We start from the raw sequence: 18,827 nt of genomic DNA on the forward strand, positions 1-18,827 counted from the left end.
TTTAACCCCGGAACGGAGCCGCGTCAACCACCCAGACCCGGCCCTCGCGCACCGTCAGGACGACCGGACCGTCGGCTCGATTGCCCAGGCCGCGGCTGCCTCGGCGCAGGACCTCGCTCCTAAGGGGGAAGCGCGCGCCGGTCAAAGTCACCCGCGCGCGCGGCGCGGCCAGAAGGGAGAAACGCCCGCCTTTCTTGACCGCGAGCCGGTGGCGGCCCGGGCCGAGCAGACGCGCGGCGCCTCCGTCGACGACGAGCACGTCCAGCCCCGCGGCCCTCTCCAGCACGGCGAAGTTCACGAGTTCGTGGTCGAGCCCCCCGCCGCGCGCCGCGGCGACGATGACGCGGCCGGCGCCGAGACGGCGGGCCAGGTCGAGGGCCTTATCGAGGTCCGAGCGGCCCTGGTCGGGGTCGTTTATGAAAGTGACTCGATGCCGCGACGGCAGTTTCCGTCGCGGCATCGAGTCCATGTCCCCCACGACGAAATCCGGGGTCAGGCGCAGAGCCGCGGCGTGGCGCGCTCCACCGTCGGCGAAGATCAGCCAATCGGAGCGGCGCGCCGCCGCGCGCGCCGCGCGGGCGTCGAGCAGCTCGCCGTTGAGGACGATCAGCGCGGAGCGGGTCCTCATCGGGGAGCGGCGAGAGCCTCGGCCCGCACCGCCGCGCCCTCGCCGGGCGGGTAGTCGAGGCCGAGCAGACGCCCGAGCGTCGGCGCCAGGTCCGCCGTCGATACGCCGGAGTCGAAGACGCCGGCCTTCACGCCGCGGCCCCAGAAGACCAGCGGCACGCGCGCGTCGTAGTCCCAGGGGGTGCCGTGGCTCGTGCCGGGAGGCGCGTCGCCGAGGAGCACGTTCTCGGCCATGATCAGGAACAGGTCGCCGGACCGGGACGGGTCGTAGGAGAGGCGGAAGGCCTCGGCGAAGGGCCCGCCCCTCTCGCCCGCGACGTAGGCGCCGGCCAGGCCGCCGACGGCGGACAGGACCTTCGCGGCCCGGCCCAGGAAGTCGCGGCGCTCGAGACCGAGCCTCTCGGCCGCGGGGATATTGAGGTAAAGATGCGGAATCTGGTTCGACAGGATCCAGCGCTCGCCGGGCAGCGGCCATTTCTCCTGCAGCGTCTTCTCGAGCTCCGCGCCGAACTCCTGCCAGTCCACGCGGCGCACGCCGAGGGCCTTGCCCGAGGCGTCCTCGGGCGAGGGGATCGCGCCGTGGTCCGAGGACAACGCCAGGGCGAGAGAACCGCCGGAAGCCTTGTCGAGGAGCCGGAGCAGGCGGCCGGTGAGCGCGTCGAGGCTCTTGAGCTGGGCGTCCATCTCGGGGACGTCGAGGCCGTGGGCATGGCCGACGAGGTCGGTCCCCGAGTAGCTGACGAGCAGCAGGTCCGTGCCCGCGCCCCGGCCGACCCGCTCGCGCGCCGCGAGCTCGGCGACGAGCAGGTCCAGCGCCTCGTCGTAGACGGGGCTGGCGATCAGCTCCTTGGGCACGCGCTTGCCCTTCACCGGGAGGAGGCCCTTCTTCTTCAGCTTCGCGTTGAACGCCGCGAGCCACGCCGGGCGCTTGTAGTAGGAAGAGGTCGTGAACTCGCCGTTGAAGCGGTCGAACCACAGGGCGACGTCCGCCTTGCGGCCGCCGAGGATGATCGCGCCGCGGTCCTTGCCGGACACCGCGAACACCCGGGACTTCGGGTCGGCCGCCTTGAGCGCGTCCGCGAGCGTCGGCCCGCGCAGGTGCTCGGGTCCGAGGCCGAACGCGGCGTCGGCCACGCAGTAGGTCTCCGAGCCCGCGACGCGGTCGAACCAGTCGTTGGCGACGATGCCGTGGACCGAGGGGGCGCGGCCCGTCGAGATCACGGCGTGGCCGGGAGCGGTCTCCGTCGGGACGTGCGGGTGACGGGCCCGGGCGAAGACCGCGCCCTCGCGGCGCAGGCGGCGGAAGCCGCCGTCGGGGAGGTCGGAGCGGTCGAGGTACTCGGGGCGCATCTGGTCGACCACGACGACCACGCCCAGGCGGACGGCGGCCGAGGCGGACGAGCCCAACAGCAGAACGGCGGAGAATATAAAGGAGACCGGCATGATCCTGGCGCTAAACGGCATTTTCTTTCTCGATCTGCAAAGTCACGTGCGCGATGCCGAACCGCTCGGACATGATCTTCTTCCCGGCGAGGAGGGCTTCGGCGTGGTCGCGGCCGGCCTCGAGGACGAGATGGCCGCTCATGGAGTCGCGGCCCTGGGTCAGGGACCACAGGTGCAGGTCGTGCACGTCCGTCACGCCCGGGATATCCTTGAGCGCGGCGCGGATCTCGTCGATGTCGAGATGCGCGGGCGCGCCCTCGAGCAGGATGTTCACCGAGTCGCGCAGGAGCCAGAACGCCGTGAGCACGATGCCGCCGCAGATGAGGACGGTGACGATCGCGTCGGCCCGGTACCAGCGCGTCTGCAGGATGACGAGGCCGGCGAGCAGGGCGCCGACGGAGCCGGCCCCGTCCGAGAGGACGTGCAGCAAGGCGCCGCGCATGTTGATGTTCGTGCGGCTCGCCTTCCACAGGATCGCGGCCGAGCCCAGGTTGCACAGCAGGCCGACGAAGGCGACGGCGATCATCGGCTTGGCCGCGATGGCCGTCGGGAAGGCGAAGCGGGCCCACGCCTCGCGCAGCAGGAAGCCCGTGGCGACCATCAGCGCGATCGCGTTGCCGAGCGCGGCGAGGACCTCGACGCGGCGGTAGCCGTAGGTGCGCTTGGGATCGGCGGGCAGGCGGGCCAGCATCGCGGCGACCAAGGTCAGGCTCAGGCCCAGCAGGTCGACGGCCATGTGCGCGGCGTCGGCTATCAGGGCCAGGCTTCCCGTCCACCAGCCGCCCGCGAGCTCGACGAAGAAGATGCCCCCGGTCAGGGCGATCGCGCCGTACAGCGGGCGTTCGGCGTCGCCCTCGGCGTGGTGATGGTCGTGGTCGTGCCCGCCGCCTCGGATCATGGGACCTTCGGCTTCCGGTTCTGGCGGGCGATCTCGTAGAGCAAAGCGGTGGCCGCGCACGAGGCGTTGAGGCTGCCGACGCCGTGCTCCGACTGGGGCACCCGCATCAGCTCGTCGCAGGAGGCGCGCACGAGCGGCCGCATCCCGTAGCCTTCCGAGCCGATGACGAGCACGCAGGGCGTGTTGATGACGCAGTCCCAGGCGTCCTTGCCCGAGGCGTCGGCGCCGTACACCCAGAAGCCGTGCTTCTTGCACAGGTCCAGCGTCTGCGCGATGTTGACGACGCGATGCACCGGGATCTTGAGCGCGGCGCCGGCCGAGGCCTGGATGACGGCCTGGGTCACGGGCGCCGAGCGCCGCTCGGGGATCACGACGCAGCGCGCGTGCAGCTGGAGCGCCGAGCGCGTGATGGCGCCGAGGTTGTGCGGGTCCTGGATCTGGTCGAGCACCACGACGACGAGCCCTTTCTTGCGCTCCTCGTCGAGGCCCTGCACCCACTCGGAGAAGGTGGCCGCGGGGTCGAACGAGACGCGGATCGCGATGCCGTCGTGCTTGCCGCCCTTGACCGCGCGGTCGAGCTCCGGGCGGGACATGTAGCGGACCTGCACGTCGAGGTCCTTCGCCATCTTGATGCACATCCCGATGTTGGGATGCGTCAGCTCGTGCTCGATCCACATCTCGCGGCAGTCGTAAGGGGTCTTGGTCAGCGCCTTGGCCACGGCCTCGAAGCCGCCCAGCCAGCGCGTCTCGGCGTTGGCCGGGCGCGCCTCCCCTTCCGCCGGCTCGGCGCCGCGCGGGCCCGCGCCGGTCAGGCGTTCGTGGCGGAACTTGTCGTGCTGGCGCTTCTTGTCGAAATGGCGGTTCTTGTCGAAGGGCTTCGCCTTGGGCGCGTGCTGGGGGCGGTCGGGACGGCGGCCGAATTTCTTTTTCACTGTTTAACCGCCTTGGAGCCGTCTTTACCGTCGAGCACTTTGTATCCCGCGGCCTCGATCTCTTTACGGATGCGGTCCGCCTCGGCGAAGTCCTTCTTCGCCTTCGCCTGCGCGCGCTGGTCCACCAGAGCGAGGACGCCCGCGGGCACCGCCTCGACGGCCTCGGCCGTGAACAGGTCGAGGCCGAGCACGGAGTCCGCCTCCTCGAGGAAGGCTTTTTTGGCGCCGCCGGGGAGATCGCTCTTGAGCGCGTCCCAGACGACGGCCAGCGCCGACGGCGCGTTGAGATCGTCGGCGAGCGCGTCCTTGAACCGGGCGGAGAACTCGGCGCAGTTGGGCTTGGAGGCCTCGTTCGCCAGGGCGGCCGCGGCGTCCTTGAGGCGGCGGCGGGCGGTCTTGGAGCCTTCGAGAGACTCCCAGGTGAAATCGAGCTGCTTGCGGTAATGCGCCGTCAGGCAGTGGTACTTGTAGTCGAGCGGCGAGAATCCCTTCTCCTTGAGGTCGGTGAGCTTCACGAACCCGCCGGAGGACTTCGCCATCTTGGCGTTGTTCATCAGCAGGAACTCGGCGTGCATCCAGACCTTGGCGAACGGCTTGCCGGTGGCGCCCTCCGACTGGGCGATCTCGTTGGTGTGGTGCACCGGCACGTGGTCAATGCCGCCGCAGTGGATGTCGAGCGTATGGCCGAGAAAATGCATCGCCATCGCCGAGCACTCGATGTGCCAGCCGGGGAAGCCCTTGCCCCAGGGCGACTCCCACTCCATCTGGCGGGTCGAGCCGGCCGGCGAAAATTTCCATAACGCGAAATCGGTGATGTGGCGCTTCTCGGCGTTGGCCTCGACGCGCGCGCCGGACTTCAAGCCCTCGAGGTGCTCCTTCGTCATGAGCTTGCCGTAGTCGGAGAGCTTCGCCGTGTCGAAGTACAGGCCGTCGGCGGTCTTGTACACGAAGCCATTGGCCTCGAGCTTCCGCACGAGGGCGATCTGCTCGGGGATGTGGTCCGTGGCCTTGCACAGGACGTCGGCCGGGAGGAGGTTGAGCTCCTTGCAGTCGGACAAGAACGCCTCGGTGTAGAACTTGGCGATGTCCCAGGCGCTCTTCCCCTCGCGGGCCGCGCCGACCTCCATCTTGTCCTCGCCCTCGTCGCCCTGGCTGGTCAGGTGGCCGACGTCGGTGATGTTCATCACGCGCCGGGGCTCGAAGCCGAGCAGCTTGAGCGTGCGGACGAGCACGTCCTCGAAGACGTAAGTGCGGTAGTTGCCCACGTGCTGGTAGTTGTACACGGTGGGGCCGCAGGTATATAAGGAGACCCGGGGCGGCGCGGACGGCTTGAACTCGTCCTTGGCGCGGGTCAGGCTGTTGTAGAGGCGCAGAGCCATGGGCCCTATTCTAGGAAATCCCAAGCCCCACGGCTCATCCCTGTATTCAAGAAAGGGCATTACTGTTGCGGCGGATTCAAGGTGTCGGACGAACCGAACGGCCGCCGCACGGAGGGATCATGCCGATCTTGACCATGGCCATCATGGCCTTCGCCGTCTTGTTCTTCATCCGCCGAGGTTGACGGCCCAGCGGAGCGGTCTAGCCCCGTTTTCCGGCCGGCACGATCAGCACCGGCGCCGAGGAGCGCCTTCGCACGCTCTTGGCGACGGATCCGAGCAGGAGGCTCTCGATCCAGCCCGAGGACTTGGTTCCCAGGACGACGAGGTCCGGCTTGGCCTCATCGATGAACGTCAGCAGCCGCGGAATGACGCCGCCCTCCTCGAACGCCAGCTCGATGCCCTGCTTCCGGAGTTTCTCCCGCCAGGCCGCCCGCAGCGTCCTTCGGTCCCACTCGGGCATCGCCTTGAACGACGGCGATCCCACGTACACCGCCCTCGCCTTCGCCCCGCCTTCAATGAGCCGCCGCACGGCGGACAGCGCCGCCGGAGCGGGATTCTCGATGTCCCATGCCAAAAGGACTTTGGGCCTGTTGCTTCGCTTCGCGCGCATGGATTCTCCTCTGGCAGCGGGCCGCAACGCAACAGCCATGCACCCTTCCGACACACGTCCGGCCTTCCCGGCGCGGCGGCAATTAGGTAGGCTCCGACCGTGACCGAAGCTCTGGCCGTTTTCTTCGTCAGCGGGCTGGCGATCCTCGCCGCCGGCACCGTCCTGACCCGCTGCGCGGACAAGATCGCCGAGCTGAGCGGGCTCGGGCGCGTGCTCGTCGGCAGCGTGTTCCTGGCCGGGGCCACCTCGCTTCCGGAGCTGAGCGTGGACCTGAGCGCCGTCCGCCAGGGCAACCCCGACCTGGCGGCCGGCGACCTGCTCGGCAGCAGCCTGATGAACCTGCTCATCCTCGCCGTCGTCGACGCCGCGGGGTTCTCGCCGCGACGAGCGTTCGGCGCCGACTCCCGGCAGCACGCGCTCTCCGCCCTGCACGCCCTGTTCCTGACCGCCTGGGTCGGGCTCGCGGCCGTATCCGGCGGCGGGCCGGAGTTCTTGGGGGCGGGCGCGTTCTCCTGGAGCCTGCTCGCCGTCTACCTGGTCGGGCTTCGCCTGACCTGGCTCGACCAGGACCTCGAGGACATCGCGCCCGAGTCGACCCGGCCGGCGCCGCGCTTCACGCGGGCGCTGGTCCGGCCGATCCTCGGCTATCTCGCCGCGGCGGCGGTGATCCTCCTCACGGCGCCCCGCCTGTCGCACGCCGCCGAGCGCCTGGCGGCGCTGAGCGGACTCGGCCAGACCTTCGTCGGGACCACGGCGCTCGCCCTGGCCACCTCGCTGCCCGAGCTGGTCGCGACGATCACGGCCCTCCGCCTCGGGGCCCCGGACCTGGCCCTCGGGAACATCTTCGGCAGCAACGCCTTCAACATGGTCCTGTTCCTCCCGCTCGACTGGGCGTTCCCCGGGCCGTTCTTCGCGGCCGTGCGCCCCTACCACGCGCTCACCGCCTTCGCCGTCATCTCGGCGACCGCCCTGGGCGTGGCGGGGCAGGTGCTCAAGCCGCGCAAGAACCGCTGGTTCATGGCGCCTTCCGCCGGGATGATCGCGTTTCTGATCCTGGGTCTTCTATGGATGCTGTACCGAGCGCGCGGCGTCTGAACTGGCTTCCAATCTCGTCCCCTAAAATTGCGATAATAACTTAAGGGTCCGGAGCGTCTTTGCTCCGGAGGATCGGATGGTCGGGCCGCCATCCACGGTTTTCATGCGCGTCACCACACGGCTCATCGTCTCCATCGTCTTTGCCGCGGCCCTCGTCTCGGCCGGCTGGACCTTCTATCAGGCCCGCGGCGAGCGCGCCCATCTCCTCGAGGAGCTGAACCACCGCGGCGCCTTGCTCGCGGAAAGCCTGCGCGAGGCGGCCGAGCCGCTCGCCAAGCGCGCCGACGCGAAGGCCCTGACGCGCATCGCCGACAAGTTCGGCGGCCGCCGCCGCCTGCGCGGCATCTCGCTGCACGCGCCGGACGGCAGGACCGTCGTCTCGACCGCGGGGCTTCCCGAATCCTCCCCGCCTCCGCGCGCCGACGGCGCCATCGACTGCGGCCTGATCCCGGGAGGCTCGCTCCATCGCTGCGCCGCGCCCCTGGAGAACACGCCCGGCTTCCTCGCAGTGTTCCAGGACGCCACCCACGTCGAGGCGGGCGTGCGCGAGGTCTGGCGGCGCGGCTTCTTCCGCCTTCTCACGCAGGTCCTGCTGATCACGGCGATCACGCTCTGGATCGTGCGCTTCGACATCCTCGCCCCGATCGAGCGCACCGCGGAGTGGATGCGCCTGCAGCGCGCGGGCGAGGGCCGCGGAGCGGCGCCGCCGCAGGGCGGCCTGCTCGGCCCGCTCGCCTCCGAGGCCGCGGGCCTCGCCAAGAGCCTGGAGACCGCCCGCTCGGCGGCCGAGGCGGAGGCCCGCCTGCGCCACAGCGGCCAGTCCATCTGGACGCCCGACCGTCTCAAGGAGCACGCCAAGGAGCGCCTGCGCGGCCGGCCGATGATCGTCGTCGCCAACCGCGAGCCCTACCTGCACGTCCGCCGCGACGGCTCGATCAAGGTCCTGCGTCCCGCGAGCGGCCTCGTCTCCGGCGTCGAGCCGATCCTGAAGGCCTGCGGCGGAACCTGGGTCGCGCACGGCGCCGGCGACGCCGATCGCGAGACGGTCGACCAGTCCGACCGCGTGCGCGTGCCGCCCGAGGAGCCGCGCTACTCCCTGCGCCGCGTCTGGATCACGAAGGAGCAGGAGGAGGGCTACTACTACGGCTTCGCCAACGAGGGCCTGTGGCCGCTGTGCCACATCGCCCACGCCCGCCCGCAGTTCCGGGCCGAGGACTGGAAGCAGTACCACGCCGTCAACCGTCTCTTCGCCGACGCGGTCCTCTCCGAGATCGAGGGCGTCGACGAGCCTTGCGTCCTGATCCAGGACTACCACTTCGCCCTCCTGCCCCGCATGATAAAGGAGGCGCGCCCGGACGCGCGCGTGTCCCTGTTCTGGCACATCCCGTGGCCGAACCCGGAGGCGTTCGACATCTGCCCCTGGCAGCGCGAGATCCTCGACGGCATGCTCGGAGCCGACGTCCTCGGCTTCCACATCCAGTATCACTGCAACAACTTCCTGGAGACCGTCGACCGCACGCTCCAGTGCCGCATCGACTGGGAGCACTTCGCGGTCCGCCGCGGCGACCATTCGACCATGGTCAAGCCGTATCCGATCAGCGTCGCCCTCGAGGAGGACGCGGGGACGCTGCCGTCCAAGGAAGAGCTGATGAACTCGGTCGGAGCGAAGGGGACGATCCTGGCGCTCGGCGTGGACCGGCTCGATTACACGAAGGGCATCGTCGAGCGCTTCCTGGCGGTCGAACGCTTCCTCGAGGCGAACCCCGCGTACCTCGGACGCTTCGTCTTCGTCGAGCTGGGGGCGCCGAGCCGCACGAACATCCCGCGCTATCGCGACCTCGTCGAGGACGTCAAGAAGGAGTCCGAGCGCATCAACGCGCGCTTCGCCTCGAAGGAGCACAAGGACTGGAAGCCCATCGTGCTGGCCGTCGCCCACCACGAGCGGACCGAGGTCGCGCGCTGGTACCGCGTCGCGGACGTGTGCGCGGTCACGTCGCTGCACGACGGCATGAACCTCGTCGCCAAGGAGTACGTCGCCGCCGACCGGGAGGAGCCGGGTGCCTTGATCCTGAGCCGCTTCACCGGCGCCTCGCGCGAGCTGCGCGACGCGCTGATCGTCAATCCGTACGACGTCGAGCGCGTGGCCGACGCCCTGCGCGAGGCCGTCGAGATGGAGCCGGAGGAGCGCCGCCGCCGCTGGGAGTCGATGCGCGAGGGCATCCGCGAGCACAACATCTACCGCTGGGGCGCCCGCCTCGTCGACGACCTGGCGCGCGTGCGGCTCGACGGGAAGCCGGTTTAGACGCGCGCCAGCCGCTTCAGCATGACGTCCACGCCCGCCAGGCCGCGCACGCGCTCCCGCGCGCGGGTCGGCCCGGAGCCGACCTTCACGGTCATCGCGCCCCGCCCGAGACGGCGGAAGGCCTCCTCGTCGGTCTCGTCGTCGCCGATGAAGACGACGCGGGCGCGCAGGCGCCGCGCGGCGAGGGCGACGGCCTCGCCCTTGCCCCAGGCGTCGGCCGGCCGGAACTCCCAGATCCTCTTGCCCCCCGCCAGGCGCCAGCCGGACGGCAGGAGCGCCGCCAGAAGCCTCCGGAGGGCGGCCGGATCGCGAAGCACGCGGGGAGCCCGGCGCCAGTGCACCGCCACCGCCGCCGTCTTGGCCTCGACGCGCACGCCGGGGAGATCGCGGACGGCCGCGCGCGCGGCGGCGGCCAGCGCGCGCGCCTGACGGGAGCGCAGCCCGAGCCGGGGGTGACGCCAGCGCGGGCCGATCCCCTCCAGCACCCAGCCGTGCTCTCCCGACAACGCCGCGCCGGAGCCGGCGAGCGCCCGCCGGAGGAAAGCCTGCGGCCTCCCGCTCACGATGAGGACCCGCGCCCCCGCTTTGCGCCCCAGGCGGGCGATCAAAGTCCGGCGCGCGGCGCTCAGGCGCACCGCGGCCGGGTCGCGCTTGAGCGCGGCCAAGGTCCCGTCGAAGTCGAGGGCGACGAGAAGACGCCCGCTCATGGCGACCTCCGGATGCCGGTCGCCGCGTCGAAGTAATGAGCCGCGCCGGGCGGCACGGAGACCTTGCAGGCCGCGCCGCCGCTCCAGGTCCCGGGGACGACGGCCCGCAGCGACGCGCCGCCGGCGTCGAGCGTGAGGACCGTGTGCGAGCCCACGGGCTCGACCAGGACGACCGCGGCCTCCCGCCCCTCGCCGATCCTCAGCTCCTCGGGACGCGCGCCGGCCAGGACGTCGCCCGCCGGGAGGTCCGCGAACAGGCCCGAGCGCTCCGCCTCGGCCCGGGGAACGATGTTCATCGGCGGCGCTCCCAGGAACGTCGCCGCGAAGACGTTGGCGGGACGGCGGTAGAGCTCCTCGGGCGCGCCGACCTGCTGGATCTTGCCCTCGTGGAGGAGCACCACGCGGTCGGACATGGTCATGGCCTCGACCTGGTCGTGGGTCACGTAGACCACGGTCCCCTTGACCCGCTTGAACAGGAGCTTGAGCTCGCCGCGCGTGCGCTCCCGGAGGACCGCGTCCAGGTTCGAGAGCGGCTCATCGAGCAGGAACACCCGCGGCTCGCGCACCAGCGAGCGCGCAAGCGCCACGCGCTGGCGCTGGCCGCCGGAGAGCGCGGCGGGACGGCGATGAAGGAGGGTCTCGAGGCCGAGGCGCTTGGCCGCGTCGGCCGTGCGCCGGGCGATCTCGTCCGCGGGCGTGCCGCGGAGCTTGAGGGCCATCGCGACGTTCTCCGAGACGGTGAGATGCGGATACAGGGCGTAGTTCTGGAAGACGAAGGCGATGTCGCGGTCCTTGGGCGGCACGTCCGAGACCTCGCGCCCGCCGATCGACAGGCGGCCGGAGTCCGCGAACTCCAGCCCCGCGATGATGCGCAGCAAGGTGGTCTTGCCGCAGCCCGAGGGTCCGAGCAAGGAGACGAACTCGCCGTCGGCGACCGTGAACGACACGCCGTCGAGCACCGGCCGTCCGCCCGCGAACGCCTTGCGCACGTCTTCGACTCTCACCTCGGCCATATGATCATCCTTTCACCGCTCCCGCGGTGAGACCCTCGACGATGCGGCGCTGGAAGGCGAGCACCATGGCCACGACCGGAAGCGTCGTGACCACCACCGCCGCGGCGATCTGCCCCCACGGGACCTCGTAGACCGTGACGCCGGAGAGCATGGCGATGCCCACGGGCACGGTGCGGGCGGCGTCGCGCGAGACCAAGGTCTGCGCGATCAGGAACTCGTTCCATGAGAAGATGAAGACGAGGATGGCCGTCGTCGCCACCGCCGGCGCCGCCAGCGGCAGCACGATCATCCACAGCGTCTGCCAGCGCGAGAGGCCGTCGAGCCAGGCCGCCTCCTCGATGTCCTTGGGGAGGCGGTCGAAGAAGGCCTTGAGCACCCAGACGGCGAACGGCAGATTCAGCGCGGTGTAGGCGATGACGAGGCCGAGGCGGCTGTTCAGCAGCCCCGCCTTCGCGGCGAGCATCTTCAGCGGCACGATCAGCACGGTTCCCGGGAACAAGGAGAGCCCGAGTATCGCGATGAGCGCCGCCCGGCCGCCAGGCAGACCCAGGCGCGAGAAGGCGTAGGCCGCGCAGACGCCGAGGGCGGTCGTCAGCGCCGTGGTCCCGACGCCGACGACGAAGCTGTTCCAGATATAGAGGGCGAAGGGCCGGGCCCTGAACATCTGCGCGTAGCTCGAGAGGTCGAGCGTCGAGGGCCAGTAGCGCACGGGCACCGCCGCGACCTCGGCCGCCGGCTTGAGCGAGGTGATCAGTTGCCAAAGGAACGGGGCGAGGCTCCAGGCCGCGACGGCGGCGACGGCGAGGGCGAACAGCGCGCGGCCGCGCGCGGTGGGCCTCACCTCGCGCCTCCACGGCGGGACGCGGCGAGCATGAGCGAGGTCATCAGCACGAGGCACAGCGCCATGGCGACGACGAGGGCGCAGCCGTAGGCCAGCTCCTGATAACGGAACACCACGTCGTAGGCGTAGACCGCGATCGTCTGCGTCCGGCCGCCGGGGCCGCCGCCCGTCAGCACGAAGACGAGGTCGAAGAGACCGAAGGTCTGGATGGCGCGGAAGATGACCGCGACGACGATGGTCGGCTTGAGCAGGGGCAAGGTCACGACGAGGAAGCGCCGGACGGGCCCGGCGCCGTCGATGGCCGCGGCCTCGTAGAGCTCGTCGGGGATGGCGGCCAGTCCGCTCATGAGCAGGACGGCCATGAACGGCGTCGTCTTCCAGACGTCGGCCAGCACGATGGCCCAAAAGGCGCTCGTCGCGTCGGCGAGCCACGGCACCTGCGGCGAGGCGGCGAGGCCGAGCCGGAACATCAGGTCCCCCATGACGCCGGAGTCGGCGTTGAAGATCCAGCGCCAGGCCATGGCCATGACCGCGGTCGGCAGGGCCCAGGGGATCAGCACGACCGCCCTCACGAGTCCCCGGCCCGGGAACGGCGACCACAGCACGAGCGCCATCGCGAGGCCGAGCAGGAGCTCGAGGGCCACCGTCACCGCGGTGAGGCTCAACGTCGTGCGCACGACGGGCCAGAAGCGCGTGTCCACCCACAGGCGGTGATACTCGCCCGCGAGCCGGAAGGTATAGCCGATGGGGAGAAGGCTGACGACGGCCATGACGAGCAGGGCCGGCGCGGCGTAGAGCCAGTTCACGGCGCCGGCGCGGGAGTGGTCGCGCATCAACGGGCCGCCGCCGCGCGGATCTCGACGGCCGCGGCCTTGAGCGCCTCGGCGGGGGTCTCCTGGCGGGAAAGGGCGGCGGAGACGTGCATCTGAAGGGCGTCCGACATGCGCGGCCAGCGCGGGTGCATCGGACGCGGACGCGCGCCCGCGAGCACGCGCCCGAGGTCCTTCATGTGCGGCGCGGCCTCGAGCACCTCAGGATCGGCATACAGCGCCTTGCGCGAGGGGAGTATGCCCCCCTTGAGGAACGCCAGCTTCTGGCTGTCCTCGGAGGCGAAGAACTCGGCGACCTGAAAGGCCTCCTTGGGACGGCGGGAATAGGCGGAGACCGCGAAGCCCCAGCCGCCCAAGGTCGCCGCGGGCCGGCCGCCGGGGCCGGAGACCATGGGCACGACGCCGATCTTCCCGCGCACCGGGGAGCCTTCCTTCTGCATCAGGTTCCAGGCGTAGGGCCAATTGCGCATGAACACCGCGCGGCCCTCCTGGAAGACGTTGCGCGCCTCCTCCTCTTGATAGGTCAGAACGGCCGGAGGAACGATCCCGTCGACGTGGATCGCGTTCACGAGGGCGCTCAGCGCGGCGACAGCCGGCGGCTCGTCGATGCGGACGGCGCCCGAGGGATCGAGGAGGTCGCCTCCGAAGCCCCAGACCAGCTCCAGGAAGACGCAGACCAAGCCCTCGTACTGCTTGCCCTGGAAGACGAACCCCGTGATCGCCGTGGTGCGCGTCTTCTTCGCGGCGGCGACGAGCTCCTCCCAGGTCCGCGGCACCGGGATGCCCTTCGCCGCCAGGAGGTCCTTCCGGTAGTAGAGCATGCCCCCGTCGGATTGGACCGGCAGGCGGTAGAGCTTGCCTTGATAGCGCGAGCCCTCGAGATCGCCGGGAAGGAACGCGGCCAGCTTCTCGGGCGCGATGAGCTCGTCCAAAGGCCTCAGCCAGCCCTGGGCCGCGAACTTCGGCACCCACGCCACGTCCACGTAGGCGAGGTCGTAGGAATCGTCCTTCCCCATGAAGGCCGTGGAGTACATGTTCTCGCGCGCGTCCCCGGCGGCGGGCCCCTCGATCATGTCCACCTTGACGCCCGGGTGGACGCGCTCGAAGCGCTCGATGATGACCTTGGAGAAGCCGCCGACGTCGGGACTGGCCAGGTAGCGGACGTGGATCTTCCCGTCGTCGGGCTCCGAGCGGCCGCAAGCCGCCGGGGAGAAGGCGAGGAGAACCAGGATGAGCCGCCGGATCATTGCGCGCATTCTACTATACGCGAAGAACGAATCTGTCCGTGAGGCTCTCGATCGCCCGGCGCAGCGCGGGGTTCGGCTTCGGGTGGCGCCCGCAGATGAACCAGACGCGCTCCTTGACCGCCGGTCCGCGCGGATGGAGCTTGCGCAGTCTCCCGTGCGCCAGGTCCTCCCGCACCGTCAGCGCGTCGAGCGCGGCCGCGCCCTTGCCGCGCAGGGCGAGATAACGGATGAGCTCGGCGTCCTCCGTCTCCACGTCGACCGAGACCGCGACGGCGTGGCGGCAGAGGAAGAGGTCGATCTCCTTGCGCGCCGGGTTGTCCGGGGACATGAGCATCATCGGCACGCGGGCGAGGTCCGAGGGGAACCGGGCGATCCTCGCGGCCACCTTCGGGGTCCCCACGAAATGGATCGGGATGGTCCCGGCCAGGCGGCCCGTGAACTCGACGCCCAACTGAGGCGTGAAGTCGACGTGCGACACCACCAGGTCGAGCCGGTGCTGCCCCAGCCGCTGGCGCAGCTCCTCGGAGGTGGCGCCGAGAATGCTCACCCGCAGATGCGCGTCGACCCTGTGGAGGTGCTCCAGGACCTGCGTCACCGCCCCCCGGGAGACGGACTCGGAGACGCCCAGGCGCAGGACGGCGGGCCCGGACACGCCCCCCGATTGCAGCGCCGCCGCCAGCTCGTCGCCCTGGGAGAAGATCCTCTCGCAGTAGTCGAAGGCGATCCGGCCCTCGGCGGTCAAGGTCACCCCCCGAGGGCCCCGCTCGAGGAGGCGGCAGCCGAGCGAACGCTCCAGCTGCTGGAGCTGGAGGCTGAGCGTCGGCTGCGCCAGGCGGAGCTCGCGGCTCGCGGCGCCGATGCGCCCCGCCTTGGCGGAGATCCAGAAGTAGTAGAGGTGGTGGTAATTGATCGGGATCACGACGGCGCTCTCATTCTTAATATCTATGACTTACATGATCATTATCTATTTTTTAAATCTATTTTTCCCAGCTACAATCAAACCATGAACATCCATCGATTGGGACGGACGGCGTGCCTGGCGGCCCTGGCAGCCCTGTGCGCATGCGCGGGCGGGAAGAAAGCCGCGAAGGACGCGGCGGCGGCCGCCGCGGCGGCCCGCGCCGCGGCCTCGACGGAGGAGCCCCGCATCCGGGGCTCGCTGTACGTGGAGACCTCGGAGCTCGCCGCGATCCGCTTCGACTACGACCGGGACGCGCTCACCGCGGAGGCGAGGGCGGCTCTCAAGCGCAACGCCGCCGCGATCAAGGAGAACCGCAGCTGGGAGGTGCTCGTCGAGGGCCATTGCGACGAGCGCGGGACCATCCCCTACAACCTGGCTCTCGGCCAGAAGCGCGCCAAGGCGGTCCGCGATTACTACCTCGCGCTCGGCATCCCGGGCGGACGGATCGCGACCTTGTCCCTCGGCAAGGAAAAGCCGGAGTGCCCGGAAGCGAACGAAGCCTGCTGGCAGCGCAACCGCCGCGCGCTGAGCAAGGTCAAGGCCGCGCTCGCCGGCAAGCCCGGGGCCCCCAAGCGGCATGAGTGACGCCGTTCGCCGGACCTTGCTGTACGGCGCGGCGGCGGCCCTCGTATGGGGAGGCGCCCGCTCGCACGCGATCCTGGAGACGGCCGCGCTCCGCCCCGAGCCGAGACTCGGCCCCTCCATCGTCGAGGAGGAGCTCGGCAATCGCCTCATCCCCCGGGCGCTGCGCGACGCGGGCTGCGGCGCGGCCGAAGCGGCGGCCCTCGCCGGCGCCGTGGGCCGCGCGCTCGACTCCCGACGCCTGCGCCCGAGCGACCGCTTTCGCCTGGTGCGCGGCGCCGACGGCGGCCTCCTGCACCTGACCCTCGCGCACGGCGAGAGGCGGGCGATCGTGACGCCCGGCCCCGGAGGGACGCTGCGCTCGCGATCCCGGCGGGACCCGATCGCGGTGACCGAGCGCCGCGCCGAAGGAGAGATCAACGGCAGTCTGTGGCTGTCGATGGAATCGGCCGGCGTGCCGGCGGAGGTCATCGTCCGCTTCGCCGAAGCCTTCCAATGGACCGTCGACTTCCTTTCCGAGACGAGGGACGGGGACCGGTTCTCCGTCGCGTGGAGCGAGCGTTCCGCCGCGGGCCGGGTGCTCGGGCGCTCGGTCGAGGCGTGCGCCTACGACGGCCGGACGACCCGGAAGCGCACGGCCGTCCTGTTCGACGGGGAGTACTACGACGCGGCGGGCGAGTCCCTGCGACGCATGTTCCTGCGGGCGCCGCTCAAGTTCGCCCGCGTCTCCTCCGGCTTCGACCGGAACCGGCGCCATCCCATCCTGCGCGTCAACCGCCCCCACCACGGCACCGACTACGCGGCGGCGACCGGCACGCCGGTGTCCGCGGTGGCGGACGGCGTCGTCACGGCGGCGCATCACGAGCGCGGCTTCGGCAACGTCGTCAAGATCCGCCACGACGGCGTTTACACGACGCTGTACGCCCATCTCACCCGGTTCGGCCGCGGCATCCGCAAAGGGGCCCGCGTGGAGCAGGGCCGCGTCATCGGCTACGTCGGCTCGACGGGACTGGCCACCGGCCCGCATCTGCACTTCCAGATCGAGAAGCACGGACGCTGGGCGGATTTCCTCGCGCTGGACCTGCCCTTCGCGCATACGGTGGAGCGTACCCGCCGCGCGGCGTTCGCCGCGGCGCGCGACCGATACCGCGCGGTCTTCCACGCCTCGTCGACCTGACGCCGCCGGCGCCAGGGGACAAAATTTTTACGGCGCGGCAATGGTCCCGGGGCGCCGATAGAGCGATGCTCTTACCGTGCTCGCTTCCTGCCTCCTTGCCCTTGTCTTAGCCGGCTTCGCCGGGGCGGTCCCGCCCGGGCGCGTGCTCCGCCTCGAGGCCCGCGGGCCGATCACCCCGCCGATGAGCCGGCACATCCAGGACGGCGTCGCCGCCGCCGAGTCGGGAGGGGCGCAAGCCGTGCTCATCGAGCTGGACACTCCCGGCGGTCTGCTCGACTCCACGCGGGAGATCGTCTCGGCGATGCTCAACTCGACCGTGCCGGTGATCGTCCACGTCGCGCCTCCGGGGGCCCGCGCCACCTCCGCCGGGGTCTTCATCCTGATGGCCTCCGACGCGGCGGCCATGGCCCCAGGCACGCATCTCGGCGCCGCGCATCCCGTGGCGATCGGCGGCGAGGGCGGCCCGCCCGCCAAGGGCAAGCCCGAGCCGAAAGGCGCGCGCCTTTCCCTCTTGAGCGAGAAGGCGGTCTCCGACGCTGCGGCCTACGTCCGGGTGCTGGCGTCGGACAAGGGCCGCAACGCCGCCTGGGCCGAGAAGGCCGTCCGCGAGAGCGTGTCCTTGACGGCCGAGGAGGCTCTGGCGCAGAAGGTGGTGGAGGTCGTCGCGGCCGACCGGGAGGAGCTGTTCCGGAAGCTGGAGGGGCGCCGGTTCGACAAGCGCGGGCGCAAAGGGCGTCTGAATCTGGCGCGGGCGGAGGTCCGGGACTTCCCGATGGCCCCCCTGCGCCGCGTCCTCCAGGTCATCGCGAACCCCAATCTCGCCCTTCTCCTCCTGATGATCGGGATCTACGGCCTGATCTACGAGTTCGGCAGCCCCGGGGTGGGCTTCGGCGCGGTCGTCGGGCTGACCTGCCTGATCCTGGCGGGCTACTCCCTGAGCATACTGCCGGTCAACTACGCGGGACTCCTGCTCATCGTCCTGGCCGTCGTGCTCCTGATCCTCGAGCTCCAGATCCCGTCCCACGGCCTGCTGTCGATCGGAGGCCTCATACTGCTGGTCCTCGGCAGCCTGTTCCTGTTCGACGCCAGCGACGCCTACTTCCGGGTCTCGCTCGAGGTCGTCGTCGGGATCACGGCGGCGACGGGGGCCTTCGTCCTGCTCGTCGTCTCCAAGCTGCTCAAGACCCGCCGCCTGAAGCCGGCGGTCGGCGTCGAGACCCTCGTCGGGCGGACGGGCGAGGCCCGGGAGGCGCTCGATCCCGGAGGCATGATCTTCATCAACGGCGAGCTGTGGACGGCGGAGGCCCCCGCCCGGGTGGAGAAGGGCGCGCGCGTGAAAGTCGTCGGAGTCGCCGGGAACCTGCTGCGCGTCGAGGAACTCAAGGAGAAAAAACCATGATCGAAATTCTCAGCCTGCTGATGCCGGCCGTCGTCATCACGATCGTGCTGCTGGGGCAGGCGATCCGCATCCTGCGCGAATACGAGCGCGGCGTCGTCTTCCGCCTCGGCCGCCTGATCGGCGCCAAGGGGCCCGGCCTCGTCCTGCTGATCCCGGCCGTCGACAAGATGGTCCGGGTGGACCTGCGCACCGTCACGCTCGACGTCCCGGTCCAGGAGCTCATCACCAAGGACAACATCCCCGCGAAGGTCAACGCGGTGTGCTACTTCCGGGTGCTGGACCCCTCGAAGGCCGTCAACCAGATCGAGAACTACATGGTGGCGACCTCGCAGATCGCGCAGACGACTTTGCGCAGCGTGGTGGGGCAGGCCGACCTCGACGAGCTGCTCAGCGAGCGGGACAAGATCAACCAGCGCCTGCAGCAGATCATCGACCAGCAGACCGACTCCTGGGGGATCAAGGTCAGCGTCGTGGAGGTCAAGGACGTGCAGATCCCGGAGCAGATGCAGCGCGCGATCGCGCAGCAGGCCGAGGCGGAACGCGGGCGGCGCGCCAAGGTGATCATCGCCGAGGGCGAGATGCAGGCGTCCCTGAAGCTGGCCGAGGCGGCGGGCATACTCAGCGCCCAGCCGGCGGGCATGCAGCTGCGCTTCCTTCAGACCGCGCAGACGTTGGGCGGGGAGCGGAGCACGACCTTGTTCTTCCCCCTGCCGATGGACCTCATCCAGGCCGTCATGAAGAAGCTCGACAAGGACGGATCGCCCGCATAAACGGTAGAATCCCG

Annotated in this window: 18 protein-coding genes; 6 read left to right on the forward strand and 12 right to left on the reverse strand. The window is 70.5% G+C overall.

Features of this window, described 5'->3' with window-relative positions; translation table 11 throughout:
- Nucleotide 1 precedes the first annotated feature (1 nt).
- The 6 genes from HYV14_12195 to HYV14_12220 all read right to left on the reverse strand — a co-directional run bounded on the left by HYV14_12195 (nucleotide 2) and on the right by HYV14_12220 (nucleotide 5,889).
- Nucleotides 2-628 (reverse strand): thiamine diphosphokinase, encoded by a 627-nt coding sequence (locus tag HYV14_12195; protein MBI2386760.1) that lies wholly within the window; start codon nucleotides 626-628, stop codon nucleotides 2-4.
- Nucleotides 625-2,091, reverse strand: coding sequence for an alkaline phosphatase family protein (locus tag HYV14_12200; GenBank protein ID MBI2386761.1), 1,467 nt, complete (start codon nucleotides 2,089-2,091; stop codon nucleotides 625-627). Before HYV14_12200 ends, HYV14_12195 begins: the two co-directional genes overlap by 4 nt.
- A complete protein-coding gene (locus HYV14_12205) occupies nucleotides 2,081-2,968 on the reverse strand; it encodes a cation transporter (protein ID MBI2386762.1) in 888 nt (295 codons plus the stop codon). Before HYV14_12205 ends, HYV14_12200 begins: the two co-directional genes overlap by 11 nt.
- On the reverse strand, nucleotides 2,965-3,900 hold the full coding sequence (gene rlmB / locus HYV14_12210) for a 23S rRNA (guanosine(2251)-2'-O)-methyltransferase RlmB (protein MBI2386763.1): 936 nt from the start codon (nucleotides 3,898-3,900) through the stop codon (nucleotides 2,965-2,967). Before rlmB ends, HYV14_12205 begins: the two co-directional genes overlap by 4 nt.
- Nucleotides 3,897-5,279, reverse strand: coding sequence for a cysteine--tRNA ligase (locus HYV14_12215; GenBank protein MBI2386764.1), 1,383 nt, complete (start codon nucleotides 5,277-5,279; stop codon nucleotides 3,897-3,899). Before HYV14_12215 ends, rlmB begins: the two co-directional genes overlap by 4 nt.
- Nucleotides 5,280-5,478: 199 nt before the next feature.
- Entirely contained in the window at nucleotides 5,479-5,889 is a 411-nt protein-coding gene (locus HYV14_12220; GenBank protein MBI2386765.1) for a universal stress protein, read from the reverse strand.
- Nucleotides 5,890-5,988: 99 nt separating this feature from the next.
- Here HYV14_12220 and HYV14_12225 point away from each other — a divergent pair, with 99 nt between their 5' ends.
- Nucleotides 5,989-6,984, forward strand: a complete 996-nt coding sequence (locus tag HYV14_12225; GenBank protein ID MBI2386766.1) for a hypothetical protein — start codon at nucleotides 5,989-5,991, stop codon at nucleotides 6,982-6,984.
- A 103-nt stretch (nucleotides 6,985-7,087) separates the two neighbouring features.
- Nucleotides 7,088-9,286 carry a trehalose-6-phosphate synthase gene (locus tag HYV14_12230; protein ID MBI2386767.1) on the forward strand — a complete coding sequence of 733 codons (2,199 nt, stop codon included), beginning with the start codon at nucleotides 7,088-7,090 and terminating at the stop codon, nucleotides 9,284-9,286.
- On the opposite strand, the gene otsB is transcribed toward HYV14_12230, so the two are convergent.
- From otsB to HYV14_12260, 6 genes are read right to left on the reverse strand one after another with little or no spacing between them, the layout of a single operon-like run.
- Nucleotides 9,283-9,993: a trehalose-phosphatase gene (gene otsB, locus HYV14_12235; GenBank protein ID MBI2386768.1), complete on the reverse strand. Its 711-nt coding sequence runs from the start codon at nucleotides 9,991-9,993 to the stop codon at nucleotides 9,283-9,285. The two genes, HYV14_12230 and otsB, sit on opposite strands and share 4 nt — an antisense overlap.
- Nucleotides 9,990-11,006, reverse strand: coding sequence for an ABC transporter ATP-binding protein (locus HYV14_12240; protein ID MBI2386769.1), 1,017 nt, complete (start codon nucleotides 11,004-11,006; stop codon nucleotides 9,990-9,992). Before HYV14_12240 ends, otsB begins: the two co-directional genes overlap by 4 nt.
- Before the next feature lie 4 nt (nucleotides 11,007-11,010).
- On the reverse strand, nucleotides 11,011-11,847 hold the full coding sequence (locus HYV14_12245) for a carbohydrate ABC transporter permease (GenBank protein ID MBI2386770.1): 837 nt from the start codon (nucleotides 11,845-11,847) through the stop codon (nucleotides 11,011-11,013).
- On the reverse strand, nucleotides 11,844-12,680 hold the full coding sequence (locus HYV14_12250; GenBank protein ID MBI2386771.1) for a sugar ABC transporter permease: 837 nt from the start codon (nucleotides 12,678-12,680) through the stop codon (nucleotides 11,844-11,846). The genes HYV14_12245 and HYV14_12250 overlap by 4 nt, the downstream gene beginning before the upstream one ends.
- Nucleotides 12,680-13,924, reverse strand: coding sequence for an ABC transporter substrate-binding protein (locus HYV14_12255; GenBank protein MBI2386772.1), 1,245 nt, complete (start codon nucleotides 13,922-13,924; stop codon nucleotides 12,680-12,682). Before HYV14_12255 ends, HYV14_12250 begins: the two co-directional genes overlap by 1 nt.
- A gap of 13 nt (nucleotides 13,925-13,937) precedes the next feature.
- Nucleotides 13,938-14,843 carry a LysR family transcriptional regulator gene (locus HYV14_12260; protein ID MBI2386773.1) on the reverse strand — a complete coding sequence of 302 codons (906 nt, stop codon included), beginning with the start codon at nucleotides 14,841-14,843 and terminating at the stop codon, nucleotides 13,938-13,940.
- Between the two features lie 84 nt (nucleotides 14,844-14,927).
- Between HYV14_12260 and HYV14_12265 the strand changes: the two genes are divergently transcribed.
- From HYV14_12265 to HYV14_12280, 4 genes are all read left to right on the forward strand, one after another.
- Nucleotides 14,928-15,470 (forward strand): OmpA family protein, encoded by a 543-nt coding sequence (locus tag HYV14_12265; GenBank protein MBI2386774.1) that lies wholly within the window; start codon nucleotides 14,928-14,930, stop codon nucleotides 15,468-15,470.
- The gene (locus HYV14_12270; protein ID MBI2386775.1) at nucleotides 15,463-16,644 is read left to right on the forward strand and encodes a M23 family metallopeptidase; all 1,182 of its coding nucleotides are present in this window, start codon (nucleotides 15,463-15,465) and stop codon (nucleotides 16,642-16,644) included. The genes HYV14_12265 and HYV14_12270 overlap by 8 nt, the downstream gene beginning before the upstream one ends.
- Before the next feature lie 76 nt (nucleotides 16,645-16,720).
- Nucleotides 16,721-18,043, forward strand: coding sequence for a nodulation protein NfeD (locus tag HYV14_12275; protein MBI2386776.1), 1,323 nt, complete (start codon nucleotides 16,721-16,723; stop codon nucleotides 18,041-18,043).
- Nucleotides 18,040-18,813 (forward strand): slipin family protein, encoded by a 774-nt coding sequence (locus HYV14_12280; protein MBI2386777.1) that lies wholly within the window; start codon nucleotides 18,040-18,042, stop codon nucleotides 18,811-18,813. Before HYV14_12275 ends, HYV14_12280 begins: the two co-directional genes overlap by 4 nt.
- The last annotated feature ends 14 nt before the right edge of the window (nucleotides 18,814-18,827 follow it).

It is taken from the genome of Elusimicrobiota bacterium (genome assembly GCA_016182905.1).
Taxonomy (GTDB): domain Bacteria; phylum Elusimicrobiota; class Elusimicrobia; order UBA1565; family UBA9628; genus GWA2-66-18.

Excerpts from the sequence above, each read along its gene's own strand:
- HYV14_12195 (MBI2386760.1), bottom strand. The coding sequence starts at position 628 with ATGAGGACCCGCTCCGCGCTGATCGTCCTCAACGGCGAGCTGCTCGAC.
- HYV14_12200 (MBI2386761.1), bottom strand. The coding sequence starts at position 2,091 with ATGCCGTTTAGCGCCAGGATCATGCCGGTCTCCTTTATATTCTCCGCC.
- HYV14_12205 (MBI2386762.1), bottom strand. The coding sequence starts at position 2,968 with ATGATCCGAGGCGGCGGGCACGACCACGACCATCACCACGCCGAGGGC.
- HYV14_12215 (MBI2386764.1), bottom strand. The coding sequence starts at position 5,279 with ATGGCTCTGCGCCTCTACAACAGCCTGACCCGCGCCAAGGACGAGTTC.
- HYV14_12220 (MBI2386765.1), bottom strand. The coding sequence starts at position 5,889 with ATGCGCGCGAAGCGAAGCAACAGGCCCAAAGTCCTTTTGGCATGGGAC.
- HYV14_12230 (MBI2386767.1), top strand. The coding sequence starts at position 7,088 with ATGCGCGTCACCACACGGCTCATCGTCTCCATCGTCTTTGCCGCGGCC.
- otsB (MBI2386768.1), bottom strand. The coding sequence starts at position 9,993 with ATGAGCGGGCGTCTTCTCGTCGCCCTCGACTTCGACGGGACCTTGGCC.
- HYV14_12240 (MBI2386769.1), bottom strand. The coding sequence starts at position 11,006 with ATGGCCGAGGTGAGAGTCGAAGACGTGCGCAAGGCGTTCGCGGGCGGA.
- HYV14_12250 (MBI2386771.1), bottom strand. The coding sequence starts at position 12,680 with ATGCGCGACCACTCCCGCGCCGGCGCCGTGAACTGGCTCTACGCCGCG.
- HYV14_12255 (MBI2386772.1), bottom strand. The coding sequence starts at position 13,924 with ATGATCCGGCGGCTCATCCTGGTTCTCCTCGCCTTCTCCCCGGCGGCT.
- HYV14_12265 (MBI2386774.1), top strand. The coding sequence starts at position 14,928 with ATGAACATCCATCGATTGGGACGGACGGCGTGCCTGGCGGCCCTGGCA.
- HYV14_12270 (MBI2386775.1), top strand. The coding sequence starts at position 15,463 with ATGAGTGACGCCGTTCGCCGGACCTTGCTGTACGGCGCGGCGGCGGCC.
- HYV14_12280 (MBI2386777.1), top strand. The coding sequence starts at position 18,040 with ATGATCGAAATTCTCAGCCTGCTGATGCCGGCCGTCGTCATCACGATC.